This window comes from Oxalobacteraceae bacterium OTU3CINTB1 (genome assembly GCA_024123955.1).
Taxonomy (GTDB): Bacteria; Pseudomonadota; Gammaproteobacteria; order Burkholderiales; family Burkholderiaceae_D; genus Rugamonas.
This window is the reverse complement of record CP099652.1, coordinates 39,528-61,600: the sequence shown is the minus strand read 5'-3', so window position 1 is coordinate 61,600 and position 22,073 is coordinate 39,528. Positions and strand designations below refer to the sequence as shown.

General features: G+C 65.9%; 13 protein-coding genes. 5 read left to right on the top strand and 8 right to left on the bottom strand.

All coding sequences use genetic code 11. From position 1 onward, the window contains the following. Positions 1 to 68 precede the first annotated feature (68 nt). On the bottom strand, positions 69 to 9,998 hold the full coding sequence (locus NHH73_00230) for a hypothetical protein (protein USX26759.1): 9,930 nt from the start codon (positions 9,996 to 9,998) through the stop codon (positions 69 to 71). Between the two features lie 206 nt (positions 9,999 to 10,204). On the opposite strand from NHH73_00230, the gene nudC reads away from it, so the two are divergent. Further along, positions 10,205 to 11,023 (top strand): NAD(+) diphosphatase, encoded by an 819-nt coding sequence (gene nudC, locus NHH73_00225; GenBank protein ID USX26758.1) that lies wholly within the window; start codon positions 10,205 to 10,207, stop codon positions 11,021 to 11,023. Continuing rightward, entirely contained in the window at positions 11,020 to 12,345 is a 1,326-nt protein-coding gene (locus NHH73_00220; GenBank protein USX26757.1) for a thioredoxin family protein, read from the top strand. The genes nudC and NHH73_00220 overlap by 4 nt, the downstream gene beginning before the upstream one ends. On the opposite strand, the gene NHH73_00215 is transcribed toward NHH73_00220, so the two are convergent. The 4 genes from NHH73_00215 to NHH73_00200 all read right to left on the bottom strand — a co-directional run bounded on the left by NHH73_00215 (position 12,324) and on the right by NHH73_00200 (position 15,639). Then, on the bottom strand, positions 12,324 to 12,605 hold the full coding sequence (locus tag NHH73_00215) for an XRE family transcriptional regulator (protein USX26756.1): 282 nt from the start codon (positions 12,603 to 12,605) through the stop codon (positions 12,324 to 12,326). The genes NHH73_00220 and NHH73_00215 overlap by 22 nt on opposite strands. Next, positions 12,602 to 12,940, bottom strand: coding sequence for a type II toxin-antitoxin system RelE/ParE family toxin (locus NHH73_00210; protein ID USX26755.1), 339 nt, complete (start codon positions 12,938 to 12,940; stop codon positions 12,602 to 12,604). Before NHH73_00210 ends, NHH73_00215 begins: the two co-directional genes overlap by 4 nt. Positions 12,941 to 13,002: 62 nt before the next feature. After that, positions 13,003 to 14,700, bottom strand: coding sequence for a M28 family peptidase (locus tag NHH73_00205; GenBank protein USX26754.1), 1,698 nt, complete (start codon positions 14,698 to 14,700; stop codon positions 13,003 to 13,005). A gap of 30 nt (positions 14,701 to 14,730) precedes the next feature. Next, on the bottom strand, positions 14,731 to 15,639 hold the full coding sequence (locus NHH73_00200; GenBank protein USX26753.1) for a LysR family transcriptional regulator: 909 nt from the start codon (positions 15,637 to 15,639) through the stop codon (positions 14,731 to 14,733). A gap of 104 nt (positions 15,640 to 15,743) precedes the next feature. Between NHH73_00200 and NHH73_00195 the strand changes: the two genes are divergently transcribed. The 3 genes from NHH73_00195 (at position 15,744) to NHH73_00185 (ending at position 19,095) form a co-directional block, all read left to right on the top strand. Continuing rightward, entirely contained in the window at positions 15,744 to 16,742 is a 999-nt protein-coding gene (locus NHH73_00195) for an aldo/keto reductase (protein USX26752.1), read from the top strand. A 158-nt stretch (positions 16,743 to 16,900) separates the two neighbouring features. Then, on the top strand, positions 16,901 to 17,260 hold the full coding sequence (locus tag NHH73_00190; GenBank protein USX26751.1) for a DUF4148 domain-containing protein: 360 nt from the start codon (positions 16,901 to 16,903) through the stop codon (positions 17,258 to 17,260). Between the two features lie 206 nt (positions 17,261 to 17,466). Then, positions 17,467 to 19,095, top strand: coding sequence for a methyl-accepting chemotaxis protein (locus NHH73_00185; protein ID USX26750.1), 1,629 nt, complete (start codon positions 17,467 to 17,469; stop codon positions 19,093 to 19,095). Between the two features lie 176 nt (positions 19,096 to 19,271). Here NHH73_00185 and NHH73_00180 read toward each other — a convergent pair whose 3' ends face one another. The 3 genes from NHH73_00180 to NHH73_00170 form a co-directional block, all read right to left on the bottom strand. Beyond that, positions 19,272 to 19,685 (bottom strand): hypothetical protein, encoded by a 414-nt coding sequence (locus NHH73_00180; GenBank protein USX26749.1) that lies wholly within the window; start codon positions 19,683 to 19,685, stop codon positions 19,272 to 19,274. Between the two features lie 20 nt (positions 19,686 to 19,705). Then, positions 19,706 to 21,310, bottom strand: coding sequence for a methyl-accepting chemotaxis protein (locus NHH73_00175; GenBank protein ID USX26748.1), 1,605 nt, complete (start codon positions 21,308 to 21,310; stop codon positions 19,706 to 19,708). A gap of 88 nt (positions 21,311 to 21,398) precedes the next feature. Beyond that, on the bottom strand, positions 21,399 to 21,995 hold the full coding sequence (locus NHH73_00170; protein ID USX26747.1) for an NADPH-dependent F420 reductase: 597 nt from the start codon (positions 21,993 to 21,995) through the stop codon (positions 21,399 to 21,401). Between the last annotated feature and the right edge of the window lie 78 nt (positions 21,996 to 22,073).

Here is a 22,073-nt window from a genome sequence, read left to right as displayed (position 1 = left end):
AGCCCTTCCGTATCGTGCAGATACGGTTGTGAGCGTGTCCGAATGTCGGCACTGACCCCGGGGTGGGGTTAGCGGTTGGGGACGCTAAACCAGCTGGTGGCGCTGTGGCCGGCCTGCTCGCGGTGGTTGCCGATGAGCGCGCCGGCGGCGCCTTGCAGACCCTGCCCGGCGTGGTATTGCTTGAGCGCGTCGGTCATCGCTTGCACGCTGTTTTCGCCGGCCAAACCGGTGGCTTGCAATGCGGTCAGCTGTTGTGTTTGTGCCGCATTGTTGACGCCGGTCGTTGCCGGATTGGCTGCCGTGAAGCTCGACAGGGCGTTGCTCAGGCCACTGACTTGCTGTTGCAAGGAGGTCGCTGGCGCAGCCGATGCCGCCGGTTTTTGCGCCAGGAACCAGACGTCGGCGCTGTCGTGCACGCTGCCGTCGGTGCCCGTGTAGCTCGATGTCAAACCGATCATGTTGCCGTTTTGTTGCGTCAGCGCGCTGCCGGCGCCGGTGCCGATCGTGGCAATGCCCAGTTGCGCCAAGGTCTTGAGCTCGCCGGCCTGGCTGACGCCATCCGAGTTGCCGTCGACCCAGACGCGCAGCGCGCCGAACGCGTCGTCGGCATCGCTGATGCGACCGTCGCCGTTGTTGTCGAGCGCGGCCAGCGCGGCGTAACCGTCGGCCGCTTTGCTGCCGTCGGCCATGGTCGTGGCGCTGCCGAACAGCTCGCCGCCGTCGTTGATGACGCCGTCGCCGTTGGGGTCCAGGGCCAGCAGGCCGTCCTTGCTGTCGACCCAGCCGGTGTTGACGGCCTGGCCGTCGCCGCGGATGTCGAACCGGACGCCCGCCGCGATGCCGAGGGTGCGCACGCCGTTGCCATCCAGGTCCAGCACCAGCGGCGTGGCGTAGTTGACCGACGCTGAGTTGAGCGCCATCGTTTGCGTGACCGACATGGACGCCACCTGGGCGCCGGTGAAGGCGTTCGCCTGCGCGACGCTGAGCGCGGTCAGGCCGGTGGTGGTCAGCGACGGGATCTGCCCGGCCGTGAACGCGGCGATCTGGTCGGTGGTGAAGACCTGCAACTGGCTCGCCTTGAGGCCCGCCACCTGCGTGTTGGTCAGGCCGGCGATCTGCGTGGTCGACAGGTAGCCGATCTGCGTCACCGTCAGCGAACCGAGCTGGCTGGTGGTCCAGGCCGCCAGTTGCGTTGGCGTGAAGGCGTTGATCTGGTCGATCGTCAGCGCGGCGATCTGGGCGTTTTTCAGCGCGGCCATCTGCACGGTGGTCAGCGCGGCGGCCTGGTTGCCGGTCAGCGCGTTCAGTTGCGTCGACGTCAGCGCCTGGATTTGCGCCGTGGTCAGCGCTTGCAGCTGGCTGGTGTCGAAGGCGGCGACCTGGTCGACCGTCAGCGCGGTGACCTGGCTGAGCTTGATGCTGGCGACCTGCTCCGTCGTGAGGGCCTGGATCTGGCCGTTCGACAGCGCCGACAGTTGCGTGGTGTTGAGATAACCGATCTGCGCGGTGCGCAGGGCGCTGATCTGGCCGGTGCTCAGGGCGAACAGCTGGTCGGCCGTCAGCGCGCCGAGCTGGGCGCTGGTGAGCGCCTGCACCTGGGTGGTGTTCAGGCCCGGCAGTTGCGTGACTTCGAGGCTGGCAATTTGCAAGGTGCCCAGCGCGGCGACGCTGGCCGTGGCGAGCGCGCCGAGCTGTCCGGTCGACAGCGCGAGCACGGCGGTGACGCCGAGCGCGGCCGCTTGCGCGGTACCCAACGCGGCGATCTGGTCGGTGCTGAAGACGGTGATCTGGGCGCCGTCGATGGCGGCGACCTGCGCCGTCTTCAGGCCGCGCACCTGGCTGGTGGTCAGCGCCACCGTCTGGGCGGTGCTCAGGCCGATGAACTGGCCGGCCGTCAACGCGGCGACGTCCTGGGTGTCGAGCGCTGCGACCTGGGCGGTGCTGAGCGCGGCCAGCTGGTCGGCGGTCAGCCACTGCATTTGCGCGGTGGACAGGCCGGTCATTTGCGCCGTGGCCAGCGCGGCGATCTGGTCGGTGCTCAGGCTGCTGGCCTGGGCGGTGGTCAGGGCGGCGAGCTGGGTGGTGCCCAGCGCGCGGATCTGGTCGGTGGTCAGGGCCAGCAGGTTGTCGGTGCTCAGGCCGAGGGCCAGCTGGGCGGTGGTCAGCGCGGCGATGTGGGCGCTGTCGAGCGCGGCCACCTGCGCCGTTTGCAGGCCGTTGGCCAGCTGGCTGGTGCCGAAGGCGGCCAGTTGCGCCAGGGTCAGCGAATTGAGCTGCCCTGCGGCCAGCGCGGCGACCTGCGCCGTGTTGATGGCGGCGATCTGGCGTGTGCTCAGCGCGACCAGGTCGTCCGTTTCCATGGCGACGATCTGATCCGTCGTCAACGCGGTGACTTGCTGCGTGGTCAGGGTCGACGCTTGCGCGGTGCTCAGCGCGACGATCTGGTCGGTGGTCAGCGCCTGCACCTGGTTGCTGCCCAGGACGGAGGTCTGCGCGGTGCGCAATGCCAGCAACTGGCTGGTGGTCAGCGCGGCGATGCTGTCACTGCTTAAGCCATGGACCAGTTGCGCGGTGGTCAGGGAACTGACGTGGTCGGCGTCCAGCGCGGCCAGTTGGGCCGTGTTCAGGCCGCTGCTGATCTGGCTGGTGGTCAAGGCCGCCAATTGGGTCGTGGCCAGGCCGTTGAGCTGGTCGCTGTTGAGTGCGCCGATCTGGTCGCTGGTGAGCGCGACCATCTGGCGCGTGGTGAAGGACGACAGGTCGGCCGTTTCCAGCGCGACGATCTGGTCCGTCGTCAGCGCCGCCACCTGTTTGGTGGCCAGCGACGCGGCTTGCGCCGTGGTCAACGCCGCGATCTGGTCGGTGTTGAGGCCGACGGCGATCTGGTCGGTGGTCAGCGCGGCGATTTGCGCCGTGCCCAGCGAGGCCAACTGGTCGGTCAGCAGGGCTTGCAACTGGTCCGTGCCCAGCACCGCCACTTGCGCCGTGGACAGCGCGGCCAGGTCGACCGTCTCCAGCGCGGCCACCTGGTCGCTGCCCAGCGCGGTCAGCTGTGTGCTGCCGAGCGCCCGCACCTGTGCGGTGGTCAGGGCGACGATCTGGTCGGTGGTCAACGCGGCAAATTGCGCGGCTTGCAGGTGCTTGAGGGCGACGGTGTTGATCGCGGCGAACTGGTCGGTGTTCAACGCGGCCAGCTGGGCCGTGCTCAGCGACGGCAGCTGGACCGAGGTCAAGGCCGCCACGTGGGCGGTTTCGAGCAGGCTCAATTGCAAGGTCGTCAGCGCGCCCAGCAGTTGCGTGGTCAGGCCGGTGACGGCGCTGGTCGACAGCGCGTTGAGCTGCTCGGCGGTCAACGCGCCGAGCTGGTCGGTGTTGAAGGCGGCCAGCTGGTTGCTGTGCAGGGCGACGAAGTCCATCGTGCTGAGCGCGGCGATCTGGTCGGTGCTGAGCACGCCGATCTGCGCGGTGTTCAGCACGCCGACCTGCGCCGTGCCCAGCGCCATGATCTGGTCGGTGTTGAAGGCGGCGATCTGATCGGTGCTGAGGCCGCCGATTTGCGCGGTGCCCAGGGTACTAATCAGGCCGGTTGTCAGCGCGGCAACGTTGGCGGTGGTCAGGGCGGCGATCTGCGCCGTCTTGAACGCTGCGAAGTCGGCCGTCTCCAGTGCGTTGAGCTGGTCGCTGCCGAGCGCGGCCACTTGCGCGGTGCCCAGCGCGGCCGTTTGCGCGCTGCTCAGCGCGACGATCTGGTCGGTCGTGATCGCGGCGAACTGGGCGGCATTGAGCGCGGCCAGTTGCGTGCTCGACAGGGTGGCGAAGTTGTCGGTGCCGATGGCGGCGATCTGGTCGCTGCCGAGCGCGCCCAACTGGCGGGTGGCCAGGTTGTCCATCTGCAAGGTGGTCAGCGCGGCGATCTGGTCCGTGGTCAGCGAGGCCGCCTGCGCCGACGTCAATGCGTCGAGCTGGGCGGTGGTCAGGTTTTGCAGCTGGTCGATGGTCAGCGCGGTCAGCTGCACCGTGGTCAGCGCCTGCACCTGCGACGTTTTGAGCGCTTGCAGGTCGTCGGTGGCGATCGCCCGCAGCTGGTCGGTGCCGAGCGCGACCAGCTGGTTGCTGGTCAGCGCGGCCACTTGCGCAGTGGTCAGGTTGTCGATCTGGGTCAGGCCGAGTAGGCTGACTTGCAAGGTGCCCAGCGCGGCGATCTGGTTGCCCATCAGCGCGGCCAGGTCTTCCAGTTCCATCGCGTTCAGCTGGGCGGTGCCCAGCGCGGCGATCTGGGCGGTCGCCAGTTGCGAGAATTGCAGCGTCGTCAACTGGATGATCTGGTCGTTGCTGAGCGACTGGAACTGGGCCGGCGTCAGCGCGTTCAGTTGCGCCGAGCCCAGGCTCTGCCACTGGTCGGCCAGCAGCGCGTTGAGCTGGTCGGTGGCCAGCGCGGCGATCTGCGAGCTCTTGAGGGCGAGCAATTCGTCGGTGGTCAGCGCCTGGATTTGCGTCGTGGTCAGGGCCAGCAATTGATTGCTGCTGAGCGCCTGGGTCTGCGCGGTAGTCAGCGCGGCGATGCGATCGACCGTCAGCGACTGGATCTGGTCGGTGCCGAGCGCGGCGATTTGCGCGGTCTTGAGCGCGGCCAGGTCTTCCAGTTCGATGGCGCCCAGCTGGTCCGTGCTGAGGGCGGCCACTTGCGCCGTGGCCAGCTGCGCGTATTGTTGCGTGGTGAGCTGGATGATCTGATCGGCGGTCAGCGCGCGCAGCTGCGCGCTGCCGAGGGCGTTGAGCTGGCCGGAGCTGAGCACCTGCACCTGGTCGATGACGAGGGCGTTGAGCTGGTCGCTGCCGAGCGCGGCGATCTGCGCGGTTTTGAGCGACAGCACTTCGGCGGTGGTCAGCGCCTGCACTTGCGCGGTGGTCAGCGCGGCGATCTGGGCGGTCGCCAGGCTGCCGAGCTGCGCGGTGGTGAGCGACATGATCTGGTCGTTGGTCAGCTGGGTGACCTGCTCGGTGCTCAGCGCGGCGAGCTGCGGCACTTTCAACTGGGCCACGTCTTCCAGCTCGATCGCGCGCAACTGGTCGCTGCTCAAGGCGGCGATGCCGGCGGTGCCGAGGCTGCCGATCTGGCGCGTGGTCAGCGCGACGATCTGGTCGGTGGTGAGCGCGGCCACTTGCGCCGTGCTCAGGCCGCCGATCTGGTTCTGGGTCAGTGCCTGGATCTGGTCGGTGCCGAGGTTGGTCAGGCCGCCGAGCGCGGTCAATTGGGCGGCGCTCAGGGCGGCGAAGTCTTCCGAGCTCAGCGCGTGGATCTGGTCCGAGTTCAGCGACGACAGCTGGCCGGTCGACATCGAGGCGACCTGCGGGCTGGTCAGCGCGGTGACCTGGTCGGTGCTCAGCAGCGCGATGTGGCCGGTGTTGAACGCGGCGATCTGGGCGGCCTTGAGCGCCACGATCTCATCGGTGTTGAGCGCGGCCAGTTGATCGTTGGTCAGGCTGGCGATCTGGCCGGTGGCCAGCGCGGCGACCTGCTGCGTGGTCAGCGAGGTGATCTGCGCGGTTAGCAGGCTCTGGAATTGCGAGGTGCTCAGCGACGCCAGCTGGGCGGCGGTCATGCCTTGCAGCTGGTCGGTGGTGATCGCGCCGAGTTGGTCGCTGCTAAACGTCTGCAATTGGGCGGTCCGCAACGCGGCCAGGTCGCGCGTTTCCAGCGCGACGATTTGGTCGGTGACCAGCGCGGCGAGGTGCTGGCTGGTCAGGTTGGCCACTTGGGTGACGGTCAGGCCGGCGATCTGGTCGCTGTTGAGCAGCACGAACTGGTCGGTGCTCAGCGCCGCCACTTGCTGGGTCTTGAGCGCGGCGAGGTCTTGCGTTTCCAGCGCGGCCAGCTGCCCGGCGCTCAGCGCGCGCACCTGGACGGTGGTCAGGTTGCCCGCTTGCAGCATGCTCAGCGCGGCGATCTGGTCGTTGCCGAGCGCGCGGAACTGGTCGCTGGTGAGCGCCGCCATCTGGGCGGCGGTCAGCGAACGGAACTGGTCGCTGGTCAACGCGGCGACCTGGTCGGTGGTCAGCGCCACGATCTGCACGGTTCTCAGCGCGGCGACGTCGCCGGTGGCGAAGGCTTGCAACTGGTCGGTGCCGAGCGCGACGAGCTGGGCCGTGCCCAGGCCGGCGACCTGGACGCTGGTCAGCGCGGCGGCCTGCGCGGTGCTCAGGCTGGCGATCATGGCGGTGCCCAGCGCGGCGATCTGCACCGTTCTGAGGGCGGCGAAGTCCTGGCTTTCCAGCGCGTTCAACTGGTCGCTGCCGAGGGCGGCGATTTGCTGCGTGGACAGGCCGCTCACTTGCGCGGTGGTCAGCGCTATCAGCTGGTCGCTGTCCAGGGCGGCGATCTGGGCGGTTTTGATGGCGGCGATTTGCGCCGTTTTCATCCGCGCCAGCGCGTCCGTGCCGAGGGCCAGCAATTGCTCGCTGCTCAGCAAGGCGACTTGCACGGTGGACAGGCTGGCCACCTGCGCCGTGCTGAGGGCGGCGATTTGCGTGGTGTTCAGCGATTGCAGCTGGGCGCTGCCCAGGCCGTTCAATTGGGGACCGCTCAGCGCCCGGATCTGGTCGGCGCTCAGCGCGTTCAGGTTGGCGGTGCCCAGGGCGGCCACCTGCACGGTCCTCAGCGCGGCCAGGTCGCGCGTTTCCATCGCGGCGATCTGGTCGCTGGTCAACGCCTGCAGCTGGCGCGCGCCCAGGTTGTTGACCTGCTGGGTGGTCAGCGCGACGATCTGGTCGGTGCTCAGCAGGCTGATTTGCTCGGTGCCCAGCGCGGCCAGTTGTGCCGTCTTCAGCGCGGCCAGGTCGGCGGTCTCGAGCGCGAGCAACTGGTCGCTCGACAAGGCGACCATCTGCGCGGTGCCCAGGTTGGCCGCTTGCGCGGTGGTCAGCGCGACGATCTGGTCGGTGGTCAGCGCCGCCAGCTGCTTGCTGGTCAAGGCGGCGATCTGCTGGGTTTTCAGCGCTTGCAGCTGGGCGGTGGTCAGCGCGGCGACATGGGAGGTGTCGAGGCCGGCGATTTGTTGCGTTCTGAGGGCGATCAGGTCGCGGGTTTCCATCGCCACCAGCTGGTCGGTCGACAGCAGCGCCAGTTGTTGGGTGGACAGCGCGCCGGTCTGCGCCGTGGTCAATGCGACGATCTGGTCGGTGGTGACGGCGGCTAGCTGGGTCGCGCTCAAGGCGTTGAGCTGCGACGATTTCAGCGCGGCCCAGTCGGCGGTGGTCAGCACGGCGATTTGCGCGGTCAGCAGGTAGCCGATCTGGACGGTGCTGAAGGCGTTCACTTGCGCCGTGGTCAGCGCGCCCAGCTGGGCCGAGTTCATGATCTGGATCTGGCCCGAAGTCAGCTGGGCGATTTGCGCGGTTTGCAGCCCGGCGACCTGGGTGGGGGTCAAGGTGGCGATGGCCTTGGTGCCCAGGCTGAGCAGCTGGCTGGTTTTGAGCGCGGCAAAGTCCTGTATTTCCATCGCTCCGAGCTGGTCGGTGGTGAGCGCCTGCAGCTGCAGGCCGGTCAAGGCGGCGGCCTGCTGGGTCGTCATTGCGACGATCAGGTCGGTGTTGAGCGCGGCCACCTGGGACGGGGTCAGGGCGGCGATCTGCACGGTTTTCAGTGCGGCGAAATCGGCCGTTTGCAGCGCGTTGAGCTGGTCGGTCGACAGGGTGGCGATGGCGCGGGTGCTCAGCGCGGCGGCCTGGGCGGTGGTCAGTGCGACGATCTGGTCCGTCGTCAGCGCGGCGAGCTGGCTGTTGGTGAAATTGCTCAGCTGGGTGCTGGCCAGCGCGGCGAACTGGGTGGTCGTCAGGGCGGCGACGGCGTCGCTCGACAGCGCGGCCGCTTGTTGCGACTTGAGCGCCACCAGGTCCTGGGTTTCCATCGCGACGACCTGGGCGGTGCTGAGCGCCGCCACTTGCTGCGTCAGCAGCGATGCCGTCTGCAGCGAGGTCAGGCCTGCGACCTGTTCCGTGGTCAGCGCGCCGAACTGCCCGGTGCCGATGGCGGCGAGCTGGCTGGTTTTCATGACGGCCAGGTCGCGCGTTTCGATGGCTGCGATCTGATCGCTGCTGAGCGCGCCGATCTGGCGGCTGGTCAGCGCGGCGGCCTGGCCGCTGGTCAGGCCGGCGATCTGGGCCGTGCCGAGGGCGGCGATGTGGCGGGTCGACAAGGCCGCGACCTGGGCGGTGGTCAGCGCCTCGGCCAGGGCGGGGGCCAGCGCGGCGATATTGGCGGTGCCCAGGCCGGCGAGCTGCTGCGTGCGCAGCGCGGCCAGGTCCTGGGTTTCCATGGCGTTCAGCTGATCGCTCGACAAGGCCGACAGCTGGAGCGAGCTCAGGGCCTGGGCTTGCGCGGTTTTCAGCGCGACGATCTGGTCGGTGTCGAGCGCGGCGATCAGGGCCGTGCCCATCGCGGCGATCTGCTGGGTTTTGAGCGAGGCCAGGTTGGCCGTGCTGAGCGCGCTCAACTGCAAGGTCGACAATGCGGCCACGTTTTGCGTGCTCAGTCCGTTGGCCTGGGCGGTGCCCAGCGCGGCGAACTGCGCCGTGTCCAGCGCCGCCAGTTGTGCGGTTTTCAGTGCGGCGATCTGCGCCGTCGTCATCGCGGCCACCTGGCCGGTGCCCAGCGCGGCGATGCCCTGGCTGGAGATCGCGGCGATCTGTTGGGTGCGCAGCGCGGCCAGGTCCTGGGTTTCCAGCGCGGCAAGCAGCGCGGTGCCCAGCGACGCCATCTGCGCCGTGGTCAGGCCGGCCGCTTGCGCGGTGGTCAGCGCGGCCAGCTGGTCGGCGCTCAGCGCGTTCAGCTGCGCGGTGGTGAAGGCGGCGACCTGCGCCGTTTTCATCGCGGCGATGTCGCGCGTTTCGATCGCGGCGACCTGGTCCGGGGTCAGCACGGCGACTTGCGCGGTGGTCAGGGCGGCCACTTGCTGGGTACCCAGCGCGACGATCTGGTCGGTGCTCAGGCCGCGCAACTGGGCGCTGCGCAGCGCCGCCACCTGGGCGGTCGTCAAGGCGGCGATCTGGTCGGTGCTGAGGACGCTGAAGGTGGCCGTGCCGAGCGCGGCCAGTTGCAGGCTCCTGAGCGCGGCGAAATCCTGGGTTTCCAGCGCGGCCAATTGGGCGGAGCTCATCTGGCCCAGTTGCAGCGTGGTCAGCGCGGCCGTCTGCGCGGTCGTCAGCGCGACGATCTGGTCGGTGCTGAGCGCGGCGAACTGTTTGGTGGTCAGCGCGGCGATCTGCGCGGTTTTGAGCGCGGCGAAGCCGGCGGTGCCGAGCGCGGCCAGCTGTTCGCTGGCGAGGGCGCCGATTTGCGCGGTCGACAGGCTGCTGCTTTGCGCGGTGCGCAGCGCGGCGATCTGGTCGGTGCTCAGCGCGCCGAGCGCGGCGGTGCCGAGCGAGACCAGCTGTTGCGTGGTCATGGCGCCGATGTCGTCGGTGTCGATGCTGGCCAACTGGGTGGTGGTCAGCGCGGCCAGCTGGCGGGTCTGCAGGGCGGCGGTCTGGCTGGAAGTCAATGCGACGATCTGGGCGGTGCTGAGCGCGCGCAGTTGCGCCGTGTTCAGCGCGGCCACCTGGCGGGTTTGCAGCGCGGCGATGTCGTCGGCCTCGACCAGCGCGATCTGCGCGGTGGTCAGCGCGGCGACCTGCACCGTTGCCAGCGCGGCGAACTGGTCGGTGGTCAAGCCGTGGACCAATTGATCATTCGTCAGGCTGATCATTTGTCCGGTGGTCAGCGCCTGGATTTGCTTGGTGGTCAAGCCCTGGCCGATCTGGTCGGTGCTGAGCACGCGCAGATTTTGCGTCGATAGCGCCCGTAACTGGCTGGTGCCGATCGCGGCCAACTGCGCGCTCGACAGCACACTCATGTGCGTAGTCGTCAGCGCGGCGACGTCCGCCGTCGTCAGCAGTGCAATCTGGCTGGGTTGCAGGCTGATGATTTGGTCGGTGGTGAATCCAGGTACTATCGATGGCATAATTTATCTCCTGACGGAAATATATCTTACCGGCAATTAGTCTGATTGAGTGAGAAGACGCCTAAAAGCAGCGTAAATCTTGGTCTAAAAACAATCGCTTGGTGTTGCTTGTGTCATCACCTTGTCAAGACGGCGTGCCAGGCAAAAGAAGCAAATAAGAAACACTGTAAGATAAGGGTTCGCGCGTAACCTTTCTCGTTCACTCTATGCTGCTCACGCCCGCCACATTTATTCCCCTGATTAATCCCGAACAGCACGACCGTGCGCTCACTTTCGTGTTCCACCGCGGTGAGTTGCTATTGCGCAACGCCACCTTGGGCTTGCCGGAGCCCGACAAGGTCGCGGCGCTCGATCTGCCGGCCGAACGCATCCACTCGCTGGGAACGTGGGAGGGGCGTTACTATCAACTGGCATGGCTGGACCAGCCGCTGCCGGTGGATGCGGAGCACGGTTATCACGGGCTGCGCTCGCTGTTCGGCGCGGTCGACGATGGCTTCCTGGGGCTGGCTGGCAGGGCGTTCCAGCTGGCCGAATGGGCGCGCACGCATCGCTTTTGCGGCGCCTGCGGCACGCCGATGCAACGGCTCACGGGCGAGCGCTGCTACAAGTGCCTGAACTGCGGCATGACCGCGTATCCGCGCATCTCGCCGGCGATGATGGTGCTGATCCGCAAGGGCGACTCGGTGCTGCTGGCGATGCACACCAATTCGCCGGCCAAGCGTTACACGGCACTGGCCGGCTTCCTGGAGGCGGGAGAATCGATCGAGGAGGCCATCCACCGCGAGGTGTTCGAGGAGGTCGGGCTGCGCGTGCACAACCTGCAGTACTTCGGCAGCCAGTCGTGGCCGTTCCCGCACTCGCTGATGATCGCCTACACCGCCGAGTATCTGGACGGCGAGATCCGCGTCGATCAAACGGAGATCTCCGACGCCCGCTGGTTCGGGCCGGATGATGTGTGGCCCGATTCGCCGGTGACCGTGTCGATCGCGGCCAAATTATTGAATACCTACCGTCCTAAAGCATGACCATCGCATGGAATGAAGTCCGGCACGCCGGCGAACTGGAGGCCGCCTTCGCGCTGGCGCGCTCGCAACAACGTTCGTTGTTCCTGTACTGGGGCGCGGTGTGGTGTCCGCCGTGCAATCGCGTTAAAGCCGAAATCTTTGCGCGCGATGAATTTGTGCGGCGCTCGGCGTCGGTGTTGTGTTGCCACCTCGATGGCGACACGCCCGGCGCCCAGGCGCTGGCCGCGCGTTACGGGCTGCGCAGCTATCCAACCCTGGTGCTGTTCGCGCCCGACGGCGGCGAGATCACGCGCCTGCCTTGCGAGCTCGATGGCGAACTGTTCGTTGCCGCCTTCGACACGGCGCTGGCAGTGCATGCATCCGGTTCCAGCGCCGCGATTGCGCTGGCGGCGGCGCTGGAGCCGGACGGCGCGCGCAAGCCCGGCGCGGACGAGTGGTCGTTGCTGAGTCATTATTCCTGGGATACCGACGAGGGGCGTTTGCTGGGCGGGCGCGATCTGGCAGCCACCTTGCTGGCGCTGGTGCGCCTTTGCGACGATGCCGACGCGGCCGCGCGCCTGGGCCTGCATGCGCAGCTGGCCACTGCCGGCAAGGGCGCCGACGCTGCGGCCAACGCCGAAGTGTTGATGGCGATTTTTTCGGATGCGCGCCTGGCGCGCGCCAACATGGATATCCTGAGCAATAGCGGCGTCAATCTGATCAAGTTCGCCGGCCGCCGCGAGGAGTTGGCCGCCGTGCTCAGCGGCGCGGCCGCGCAATGGGCCGACGATTTCTGGCTGGGCGCGCCGGACCGCCTGGCGGCGGTGCGGCTGCAGATGCGGCTGACGCGCTTGCTCACGTCGACGCAGGGCTTGCAGCAGGAGGTGCGGGACCGCGTGGAAGCGGCGCTGGCCGAATCGACCGATCCGTATGAGCGGCATACGCTGGCCAACACCGCGGTCAGCGCGTTGAACGACGCCGGGTTGTCGGCGCAGGCGGAGCAGGTGTTGCTGGCGGAGTTGCCGCGCTCGCATTCGCCCTACTATTTCATGCTGAGCCTGGCGACAGGCGCGAAGCGGCGCGGCGACATGGCGGGCGCGCTCGACTGGTATGAAAAGGCGTGGAACGCGGCGGCCGGATCGGCGACGCGATTGCAGTGGGGCGTGACGTATCTGAACAGTTTGATGGAGTTGTCGCCGCAGGACACCGCGCGCATCGGTCAAGCCAGGCAAGGCCTGCGGGCGGATATCGCCGCGGCCGGCGCCGACGCCTTCGAGCAGCGCAACCACGCGCAGCTACAAAAGCTGGGTGCCGAATTTAATCAGGCAGCGTCGCGCAACTGAATTTCAACCTTTAGACCAGCCGCAGCCGCCATATTCACCAACGCATCGATGGCGAACAGGTTGATTTTGCCGCGCATCAGATCGGAGACACGCGGCTGGGTGACGTTGAAGAGCTTAGCTGCTTCGGTTTGATTGAGATCGGCACGCGCGATATAGTCTTGAAGTTGGACAATGAGGTGTGAGCGCAATTTCATGTTCTCGGCCTCAACAGGAGTGTCCTCAATGGCGTCCCAAACGCTAGCAAATTGTTGCTTGGTCATCTTCCCAACTCCGTTTTGAGTTCGCGGTAGCGTTGCGCCGCCAGATCGATATCCTGTTTGCGTATTTGCTGTGTTTTTTTCTGAAAGCAATGCAACACGTAGATGGCCTCCGCGAACTTCGCCACATAAATGACGCGGAACGCGCCTGCGGCATCCCGAATCCGAATTTCTTTCACGCCTGGACCTATGCTCGCCATGGGCTTCCAGTCGTTTGGATCATGTCCCTGTTGAACTCGATCTATCTGGTGGCCCGCTTCGCGCCGCGCATCGACAGGAAACGCACGCAGATCGTCTAGGGAACTTCCTCGAAACTCCACAGGCTTTAGATCGCTCATCCCACTAATATACAAAAATTTGTATAGAGGTTCAAGTACGAAGTGTCATAACCCGCTAGGTTTTAACGGGAGCCTTGTTTGCGCCGGAACTCGGCATTCGGCTTCCATTGCGGCACGTCCTTGTTTTGCGCGATGTGGTAGCCGGTCTGGAACAACAGCGCGATGTCCTCCACCGCGCCGCGCGTGTCCCACTTGGGATCGACCACGTCGTTGACCGTGTGGTATTGCTGCGCGCTGTAGCGCATCAGCTTTTCGCGGCCGTAGCCGGCCGGCTTGCCGATGAAGTCGAGGCTGTCGCTGAGATACACCACCGGCACGCCGGCCTTGGCAAATTCGATCTGGTCGCCGCGATAGAAATTGCCGTACTCGCCGTTGCTGTCCGGACGCACCGTGCGGCCCTGGCCGCGCGCCACTTTCACCACCACATCATCGGCCGTCGACTGGCCCATGCCGCGCAATTCCACGGTGCGCGTGCGCCCCCAGACGTTCATGCCCTGCAGGTTGATGTTGACCAGCGTTTTGTCGATCGGATACAGCGGGTTGCGCGTGTAGTATTTGGCGCCCAGCTGGCCGCGCTCCTTGCCCGTGGTCGCCAGGAACACGATGGTGCGCTTGGGCGCGACCGGCAACGCCTTATAGGCCTTGGCGATCTCCAGCAAGGTGGCGACGCCGGCGGCGTTGTCGAGCGCGCCATGGAAGATCTGCTGCGTGCGCGGACCGGGCAAGGTTTCATCGATGCCGAAATGGTCCCAGTGCGCGCTGTAGACGATGACTTCGTCCTTCAGCTGCGGGTCGGAGCCGGCGATCTTCGCCACGACATTGTGCGAGGCGATCTCGCGCCAGGCGTTGAGTTCGCTCACACTGATTTTGACACCCAGCGGCACCGGCTTGAATTCGCGCGAGAGCGCCTGCTTTTTCAGCGCCTCGAAATCGAAGCCGCCGGCCTTGAAGACGTCGCGCGCGCGGTCGATCTGCAGCCATCCGGGCACGGCCGGAAAGTCCGGGTCCGGCGCCTTGTCGAAGATGGCGAAGTTTTCCCGGCTCCAGCTGTTGCGCACGACTTCGTACGGATAGGCGGCGGCCTTGGCTTCGTGCACGATCAGCGCGCCGGCCGCGCCCATCTTCGCGGCCATTTCATATTTGTAGGCCCAGCGGCCGTAGTAGGTCATCGCGGCGCCGCCGAACACGGCCGGGTCCAGCCGCTTGGGTTGCTTGGGGTCCGGCAGCGGCGGGTCGTTGATCAGCATGACCAGGGTCTTGCCTTTCAGGTCCGCGCCCTTGTAGTCGTCCCAGCGATATTCCGGCGCCTGTACGCCGTAGCCGACGAACACCAGCTCGGAGTCGGTGACGTCGATTTGCCGTTCGGCGCGCGCCGACCAGGCGACGTAGTCGTCGCCGAAGATCAGCTGGGTGGCCGGTCCGTCCTTGGCCACGTAGCTCATCGTCGGGTGGCTGGAGATGCCGACCGTCGGCACCTGCTGCAAATACGTGCCGTCCGGATTGCCAGGCTCCAGGCCCAGCTTCCTGAACTGCTGTTGCAAATAGTCGATGGTGAGCTGCTCGCCGCGCGTGCCCGGCGCGCGCCCCTCGAAGTCGTCCGACGAGAGCGTGGTGACGTGCTCGAGCCAGCTGGCGGCGTCGATCCGCTGCTGGGCGCTGTGCAGCATCTTGGCCGTGGCCGTGCCGGGCGCTTGGGGCGCGGCCGCAACGCTGGCGCACGAGTAGGCAGCCAGCAGCGCCGTCGACAGGAGCAGTTTCATGAAAATAACTTTTGTTAAGGGACGATGGCCTCATTCTGACACATTTTGTTGCTCAATGACACTAATTAACCAGTCTACAAACATCCGCACCCTGGGCGACAGGTGGCGATTGTGCGAATAGACGATGTTGATGGGCATCGGCGCGGGCCGCCACGCCGGCAGCACTTCCTCCAGCGCACCCGACGCGAGCAGCGGGATGATGGTCTGGCTTGGCAGCTGGATCAGGCCCAGGCCGGCGACACAGGCGGCGATATACGCCTCGGTACCGCTGACGGAGACCTGGCTGCGCATCGCCAGCGTGCGCCCGGCGCCCTCCGCATCGACGTATTCCCAGTCCATGTCGCGGCCGGTCTGGCTGGAGAAGAAATTAACCGCGTAGTGGTGTTGTAAATCGTCCAGTGTTTGCGGGCGGCCGTGGCGTTGCAGATAGGCCGGGGAGGCCAGGTTGACCTGTTGCAAATTGCCGATGCGCCGCGCCACCAGGGTGGAGTCGCGCAAGGTGCCGCCGCGCACGGCGCAATCGATGCCTTCGCCGACCAGATCGGCAAAGCGGTCGCCGGAGCCGAGCCGCACCTGGATGCCCGGGTGGCGCTGGAGGAAATCCGGCAGCGCGGGAATGACGATCAGGTGCGCCAACCGTTCCGGCAGTTCGACCCGCACCGTGCCGCTGAGCAGGCGGCCGTCGCCGGCGAACAGGCCGTTCATGTCCTCCAGGTCGTTGAGCAGGGCGGTGCAGCGCTCCAGATATTGCGCGCCCTCGGCCGTGAGGCTGACCTTGCGCGTGGTGCGCTGGAGCAGTCGCACGCCCAGCTGCTGTTCGATGGCCTGCACGGCGTTGGTGACGGTGGGCTTGGGCAGGTTGAGCCGCTCGGCCGCCTGCGTGAAGCTTTTGCAGTCGGCCACCGCCCGGAAGATCTGCATCACCTTGAACTGATCCATGATTGTTATCGTTTTTCGAATGAAGTAATGGATTTGCGCATATTTATTACTGCGATCGATAATAGCATAATGATTTCTCCGCTTACTCCCTCTGGAGCTTCATCATGCAAACACGCAAACTTGGCCGCACCGGCCCGCAAGTCTCGCAACTGGGCCTGGGACTGATGGGCATGTCCGATCTGTACGGCCCGGCCGACCGCGCCGAAAGCCTGGCCACCATCCACGCCGCGCTGGACGCCGGGGTCACCCTGCTCGACACCGGCGATTTCTACGGCATGGGCCACAACGAGTTGCTGCTGAGCGAGGCGCTGCAAGCCGGCGGCCGCGACAACGTCAACATCAGCGTCAAATTCGGCGCGATGCGCGATCCGGCCGGCAACTGGATCGGCTACGACGCGCGGCCGGCGGCCGTGAAGAGCTTCGCCGCCTACAGCCTCAAGCGGCTGGGTGTGGCGCACATCGACATTTACCGGCCGGCGCGGCTGGACCCGGCGGTGCCGATCGAGGACACCGTCGGCGCCATCGCCGAGCTGGTCAAAGCGGGCCACGTGCGCCACATCGGCCTGTCCGAAGTCGGCAGCGAGACCCTGCGCCGCGCCCACGCCGTCCATCCGATCAGCGATCTGCAAATCGAATATTCGATGATCTCGCGCGGCCTCGAGGACGGCATCCTGCAAACCTGCCGCGAACTGGGCATCGGCATCACCGCCTATGGCGTGTTGTCGCGCGGCCTGATCAGCGGGCACTGGAGCAAGCAGCGCGCCGGGGAGGCCGATTTCCGTGGCCTGGCCAGCCCGCGCTTCCAGGGCGAGAACCTGGACCACAACCTGGGGCTGGTGGAGAAAGTGCGCGCCATCGCCGACGAGCTGGGCGTGTCGGTGGCGCAGGTGGCGATCGCGTGGGTGGCGGCGCAGGGCGAGGACATCGTGCCGCTGGTGGGCGCCCGCACCCGCGCCCGCCTGACGGAGGCGCTGGGCGCCAACGCGGTGCGGCTGTCGCCGGCCGACTTGGCCCGGCTGGCCCAGGCGGTGCCCGCCGATGCGGCCGCCGGCGACCGCTACAACGCCCATGCGTCCGTTGCGCTAGACAGCGAAAAGCGCTGATTCCGGCGTCGAGATCGGATAATCGGATGGATTTGACCGGAAAATTGAACTTTTTTATCTGAATTTTTAATACTAAGATGACTTATCGACAAACAACGCAGCACCAGCCGATAAGCCGCTCTCCGGAGCATTACGCTAATCAGATAAGGAGCAATAAAATGAACGTCAAATCCATCATCGCATCGGTTTCCCTGCTGGTTGCCGCCGGCGCCGCCTTCGCCCAAGGACCATCGGGCCAGCTGACCCGCGAACAGGTCATCGCCGAGACCGTCGCCGCCCGCGCCGCCGGCCAGCTGGACCAGAACGAAGCCACCCTGAACGCCGCGCTGTTCAACGCACCGGCCAGCACGCTGACCAGGGAAGAAGTGAAAGCCCAGACCCTTGCCGCCCGCAACGCCGGTGAGCTGGACCGCAACGAGGCTTATGACGACGCCGCCTATATGGCGCCGCGCGCCAAAAACGCCAACGTAAAGGCGCAAATGGCTGCGAAAACCGTCAAAGGCGGCACCACGCAATAAGCACCCGCTCCATAACGTGTCGGTCCGGCCACCGGCCGCCGGCACCATCAGTCAGCCAACGGGCGCGGCGATAAAGATCGCCGCGCCCGTTTTTTTTATTGTCGAGCTTACTATTGCCCATTCCCAAATAAACAACAGGGTAGCGTTATCACACCCGGCATTTAACATTTTTCGGTATAGTTTCCTGTAGTAAACAGGAGACCTCCATGAACAAATTGTCTTTCCAGCAGAAGCTTTGGGTGCCGCTCATTTGCAGCCTGCTCTGCATCACCGCGATTTTCCTGTATGAGACGATCCAGGCGCGCACGCTGCGCATCGAAGAACGCAGCAACGAATTGCGCCACATCGACGACGCCGGCCTGAGCATCGTCAAGCAGTTCGGCGACAAGGCCGCCAACGGCAGCATGACCAAGGAAGAGGCGCAAAAGCAAGCGATGGCGCTAATCAAGGGCCTGCGCTACGGCAAGGACGGCTACATCACCATCACCAGCGGCACCGTGTCCCTGATGAATCCGTTCAAGGCGGAAAACGACGGCAAGGACATGGTCGATTTCAAGGACCCGAACGGTACCTATCTGTACCGCGACATCCAGGCCGCCGGCGCCTCGCCGGACGGCGCGGGCTTCGTGCGCTACTGGTGGATACGGCCGAACACCACCACGCCGGTGCCCAAGCTGAGCCGCGTAGTGCACTACGCGCCGTGGAACTGGGACCTGACCACCGGCGTCTACATTGATGACGTCGACGCCGCCTTCCGCGCCTCGCTGCTCAAATCGGCCGGCTTGCTGGCCGGCGTATGCCTGTTACTCTGGACCATCGTCAGCCTGGTCAACAAGAGCCTGCGCCACACCATCGGCGGCGACCCCGACTACGTCAGCAAGGTGGCGCTGCAGATCGCCGGCGGCGACCTGAGCTCGCCGATCAAGACCCATGCCACCGACGACGCCAGCATCCTGTTCGCGATGAAGTCGATGCAGGAGCGGCTGGCCGAGACCATCGGCGAGATCCGCCGCAGCGCCGACACCATCGCCACCGCGTCGGGCGAGATCGCCTCTGGCAATATGGATTTGTCGGCCCGCACCGAATCGCAGGCCAGCTCGCTGGAGGAGACGGCCGCGTCGATGGAGGAATTGACCTCGACCGTGACCCAGAACGCCGACAACGCGGTGCAGGCCAACCAGCTGGTCATGTCGGCCTCGGCGGTCGCGGAAAAAGGCGGCAAGGTGGTCTCGCAGGTGGTGCAGACGATGGACACGATCAACGCCTCGGCGACGCGGATCGTCGACATCATCAGCGTGATCGACGGCATCGCGTTCCAGACCAACATCCTGGCGTTGAACGCGGCGGTCGAAGCGGCGCGCGCGGGCGAGCAGGGCCGCGGCTTCGCGGTGGTGGCGTCCGAGGTGCGCAACCTGGCGCAGCGTTCGGCCGGCGCGGCCAAGGAGATCAAGGAGCTGATCAACGCTTCGGTCGACAGCATCAGCGCCGGCAGCGCGCTGGTGGCCGAAGCCGGCACGACGATGGACCAGGTGGTGGCCAGCGTCTCGCGCGTGACGCAGATCATGTCGGCGATCACGGCCGCGTCGAGCGAGCAGAGCACGGGGATCGGCCATGTGAACACGGCGATCACGGAGATGGATTCGGTCACGCAGCAGAACGCGGCGCTGGTGGAGCAGGCGGCCGCCGCGGCGGGCAGCATGCAGGAGCAGGCCGGCAATCTGGCCGAGCTGGTGAGCCGGTTCAAGTTGAGCGGCGATCAACCGCAGAGCGTGGCCAGCCATCAGCCGCGTCCGGCGGCCAGGCCGGCGCCGCGCCGGATGGCGCTGTCACGCTGAGATCGGCTCAGGGAGATACGTGTTTCATCCCCCGGGACAGACACGTTAATCCCCCGGGGAGATACGTAGGGCGGATTAGCGAAGCGTAATCCGCCACTGCATGCGCCGGGGGCGGCTCGTCGATGGCGGATTACGGCGTTCCGCCTAATCCGCCCTACGTGGATCCGTTGATATTCTTATTTCGCCGGTTCCAGCACGGCTTCTTCAAACACCAGCTTGTCCCCGTCCACGCGGAACACGCCGATCAATTCCCCGCCATCGCCTTTGACATCCGGATACCGGGTGCAGGTTTGCGTTTCGATCTGCCACATCTCACTGCCGGCGCGCAAAGTCCACACATTATCCCCGCCCGACAGCAGCTCGATTTCGACATCGTCGGCCGGCATGTCCGACAGCTCGATCCTGCGCAGACACTGCGGCAGATGCTGCATGATCAATTCCACGCTGCTGTCGCTGCTCCAGAAATACTTCTGCGTCCGGTGCACGGTGATCACGTGCTCGCTGTTACCGCTCTGCGGGTAGTACGAGGCGCTATCGTCGACACACGCCGTCAGCATCAGGGACATCAGTACTATCGGTATCTTGCGCATGGGCGGGCTTCCGGTCGGTGCTATCGGGTTTGCAACATTATAGCCGTCCCCGGCGCCACCACGCGCATGGCCGGCGCCGCCGCGCCCGTTTTGAAGAAACCGACCACCCTGGCCAGCGCCTCCGCCTGCTCCTGCATGCTCTGCGACGCGGCCGCCGCCTGCTCGACCAGCGCGGCGTTCTGCTGCGTGACCTCGTCCATCTGCGTGATGGCGACGTTGATTTGTTCGATACCCATCGTCTGCTCCTGGCTGGCCGAGGTGATCTCGCCCATGATGTCGGTCACGCGCTGGATGCTGTCGACGATGTCGCCCATGGTTTGCCCGGCTTCGTTGACCAGCTTGGAGCCGTCGTCGACGTTGGCCACCGAGGCCGAGATCAATTCCTTGATTTCCCTGGCCGCCGCCGCCGAGCGTTGCGCCAGGTTGCGCACCTCCGACGCCACGACCGCGAAGCCGCGACCCTGCTCGCCGGCGCGCGCCGCCTCCACCGCCGCGTTCAGCGCGAGGATGTTGGTCTGGAAGGCGATGCCGTCGATGACCGAGATGATGTCGACGATCTTGCGCGACGAGGCGTTGATGGAGCCCATGGTGTCGACCACCTGCGCGACGATGGCGCCACCCTTGCTGGCCACCTCCGACGCGCTGCGCGCCAGGGTGTTGGCCTGGCGCGCGTTGTCGGCGTTCTGCTTGACGGTGGAGGTGAGCTCCTCCATCGACGACGCGGTTTCCTCCAGCGAGCTGGCTTGCTGCTCGGTGCGCGAGGACAGGTCCATGTTACCGGCGGCGATTTCGTTGGAGGCGACGGTGATGGTGTCCGTGCCTTGCCGTACCTGGCCGACGACGTTGAGCAGGCTGTCGTTCATGGCCTTGAGCGCGTTAAGCAGGCGGCCCGTTTCGTCGGTGGCGGTGACTTCGATACGGGTCGACAGGTCGCCGGCGGCCACTGTCTCGGCCAGGTCGACGGCGGCGTTGAGCGGCACCGTGATCGAGCGCGTGATGAACCAGGCCACCGCCGCGCCCAGCGCCACGGCCAGCACGCCCAGGCCCACCAGCAGCAGCTTCGATGAGCGCAGCACTGCCGCCACTTCTTCGCCGGCCTGTTTGGCCTCCGCGCTTTCGTGGGCGACGATGTCGTTCAGTATTTTGAGCACGGCTTGCAGGCTTGGACCGGCCGTCTGCGTCAGATAGGCGGTGGCGTCCTGGATCTCGCCTTCCTTGCGTAGCTCGATGACCTTGTTGTTTTTTGCCGCGCCGTCGGCGATCAGCGCGTCCAGCCTGGCCAGCATGGCCTTTTCCTTTTCATCGGTGGCGCGGTCGGACAGGATTTTTTTCGAGACGCCGTACTTCTGGCGCGCGTCGGCGATTTTCTGCAGCTCGGCGTTGACTTCCGGCGTGCTCGGGACGACCACGATATTGGTGAGATGCAGCGTGATGTCGCGGACGCTGTCGACCATGTGGTTGGCCGCTTCCATCTTGACGTTCTTGTCTTCGATGATGTCTTGCGTGCTGCTGCCAATGCGGCTCATTGAGCTCAGCCCCAGCACCAGAACGGCCACCAGGAGCGCCAGAACGATGGCGAAACCGGCGCCGAGGCGCGTTCCAATTTTTACGTGGTCAAGGGTCATGGCGGCATTCCTTTAATTCACTTAGGCAAGTATCTCAATATACCCGTCCGTGCCGTTTAAAGGAATGCGCTGTCGTGGTGCCGCAACGTTAGCCGAATTTGACCAGGTTCAGCACCGGCAGCGGGCCGCCGGGGAACTGCGCCAGACGTCCACCGCCATCGAGGGTGCCCAGATCGACGCCGGCGAATCCCAGTTGGTCGATCAACTGGCCGACGGTTTTTTTGGCGTCGGCGTCGTCGCCCGAGTAGAACAGCACGCGGCGCCCGCCCTCCGATTGCGGATCGCTTTGCAGCAGCGCGGCGCCCAGATGGTTGAAGGCCTTGACGACGCGGGCGCCGGGCAGCAGGTCGGCGATCACCAGGCTCGATGCGCGGCCGCCCAGGTCCACCGCTTTGAACGACGGCGCTTCGATCGCGTTGTTGGCGTCGACGACGATGCGGCCGTTCCAGGCGGGCAGATTGCGCACCGCCTCCGGGATGCGGCTCCACTGCACGGCGAGGAAGACCACGTCGGCCTTGGCCGCCTGCTCGATGGTGACGGGGCGGATGTTCGGCAGCTCCGCCTGCAGGGCGGCCAGCGATTCCGGGCCGCGGCTGTTGGCGATGGTGGCGGCGATGCCGGCTTTGGACAGGTTGCGTGCAATGGCGGAACCGATGGCGCCTGCGCCGATAATGGAGATGTTCATGATGTGTTTCCTTTCGTTGATTGGGTGTCGATGAGTTCAGTATGGCCGCCGTCACTTGCTACGGGTAGTCGTAGCTTG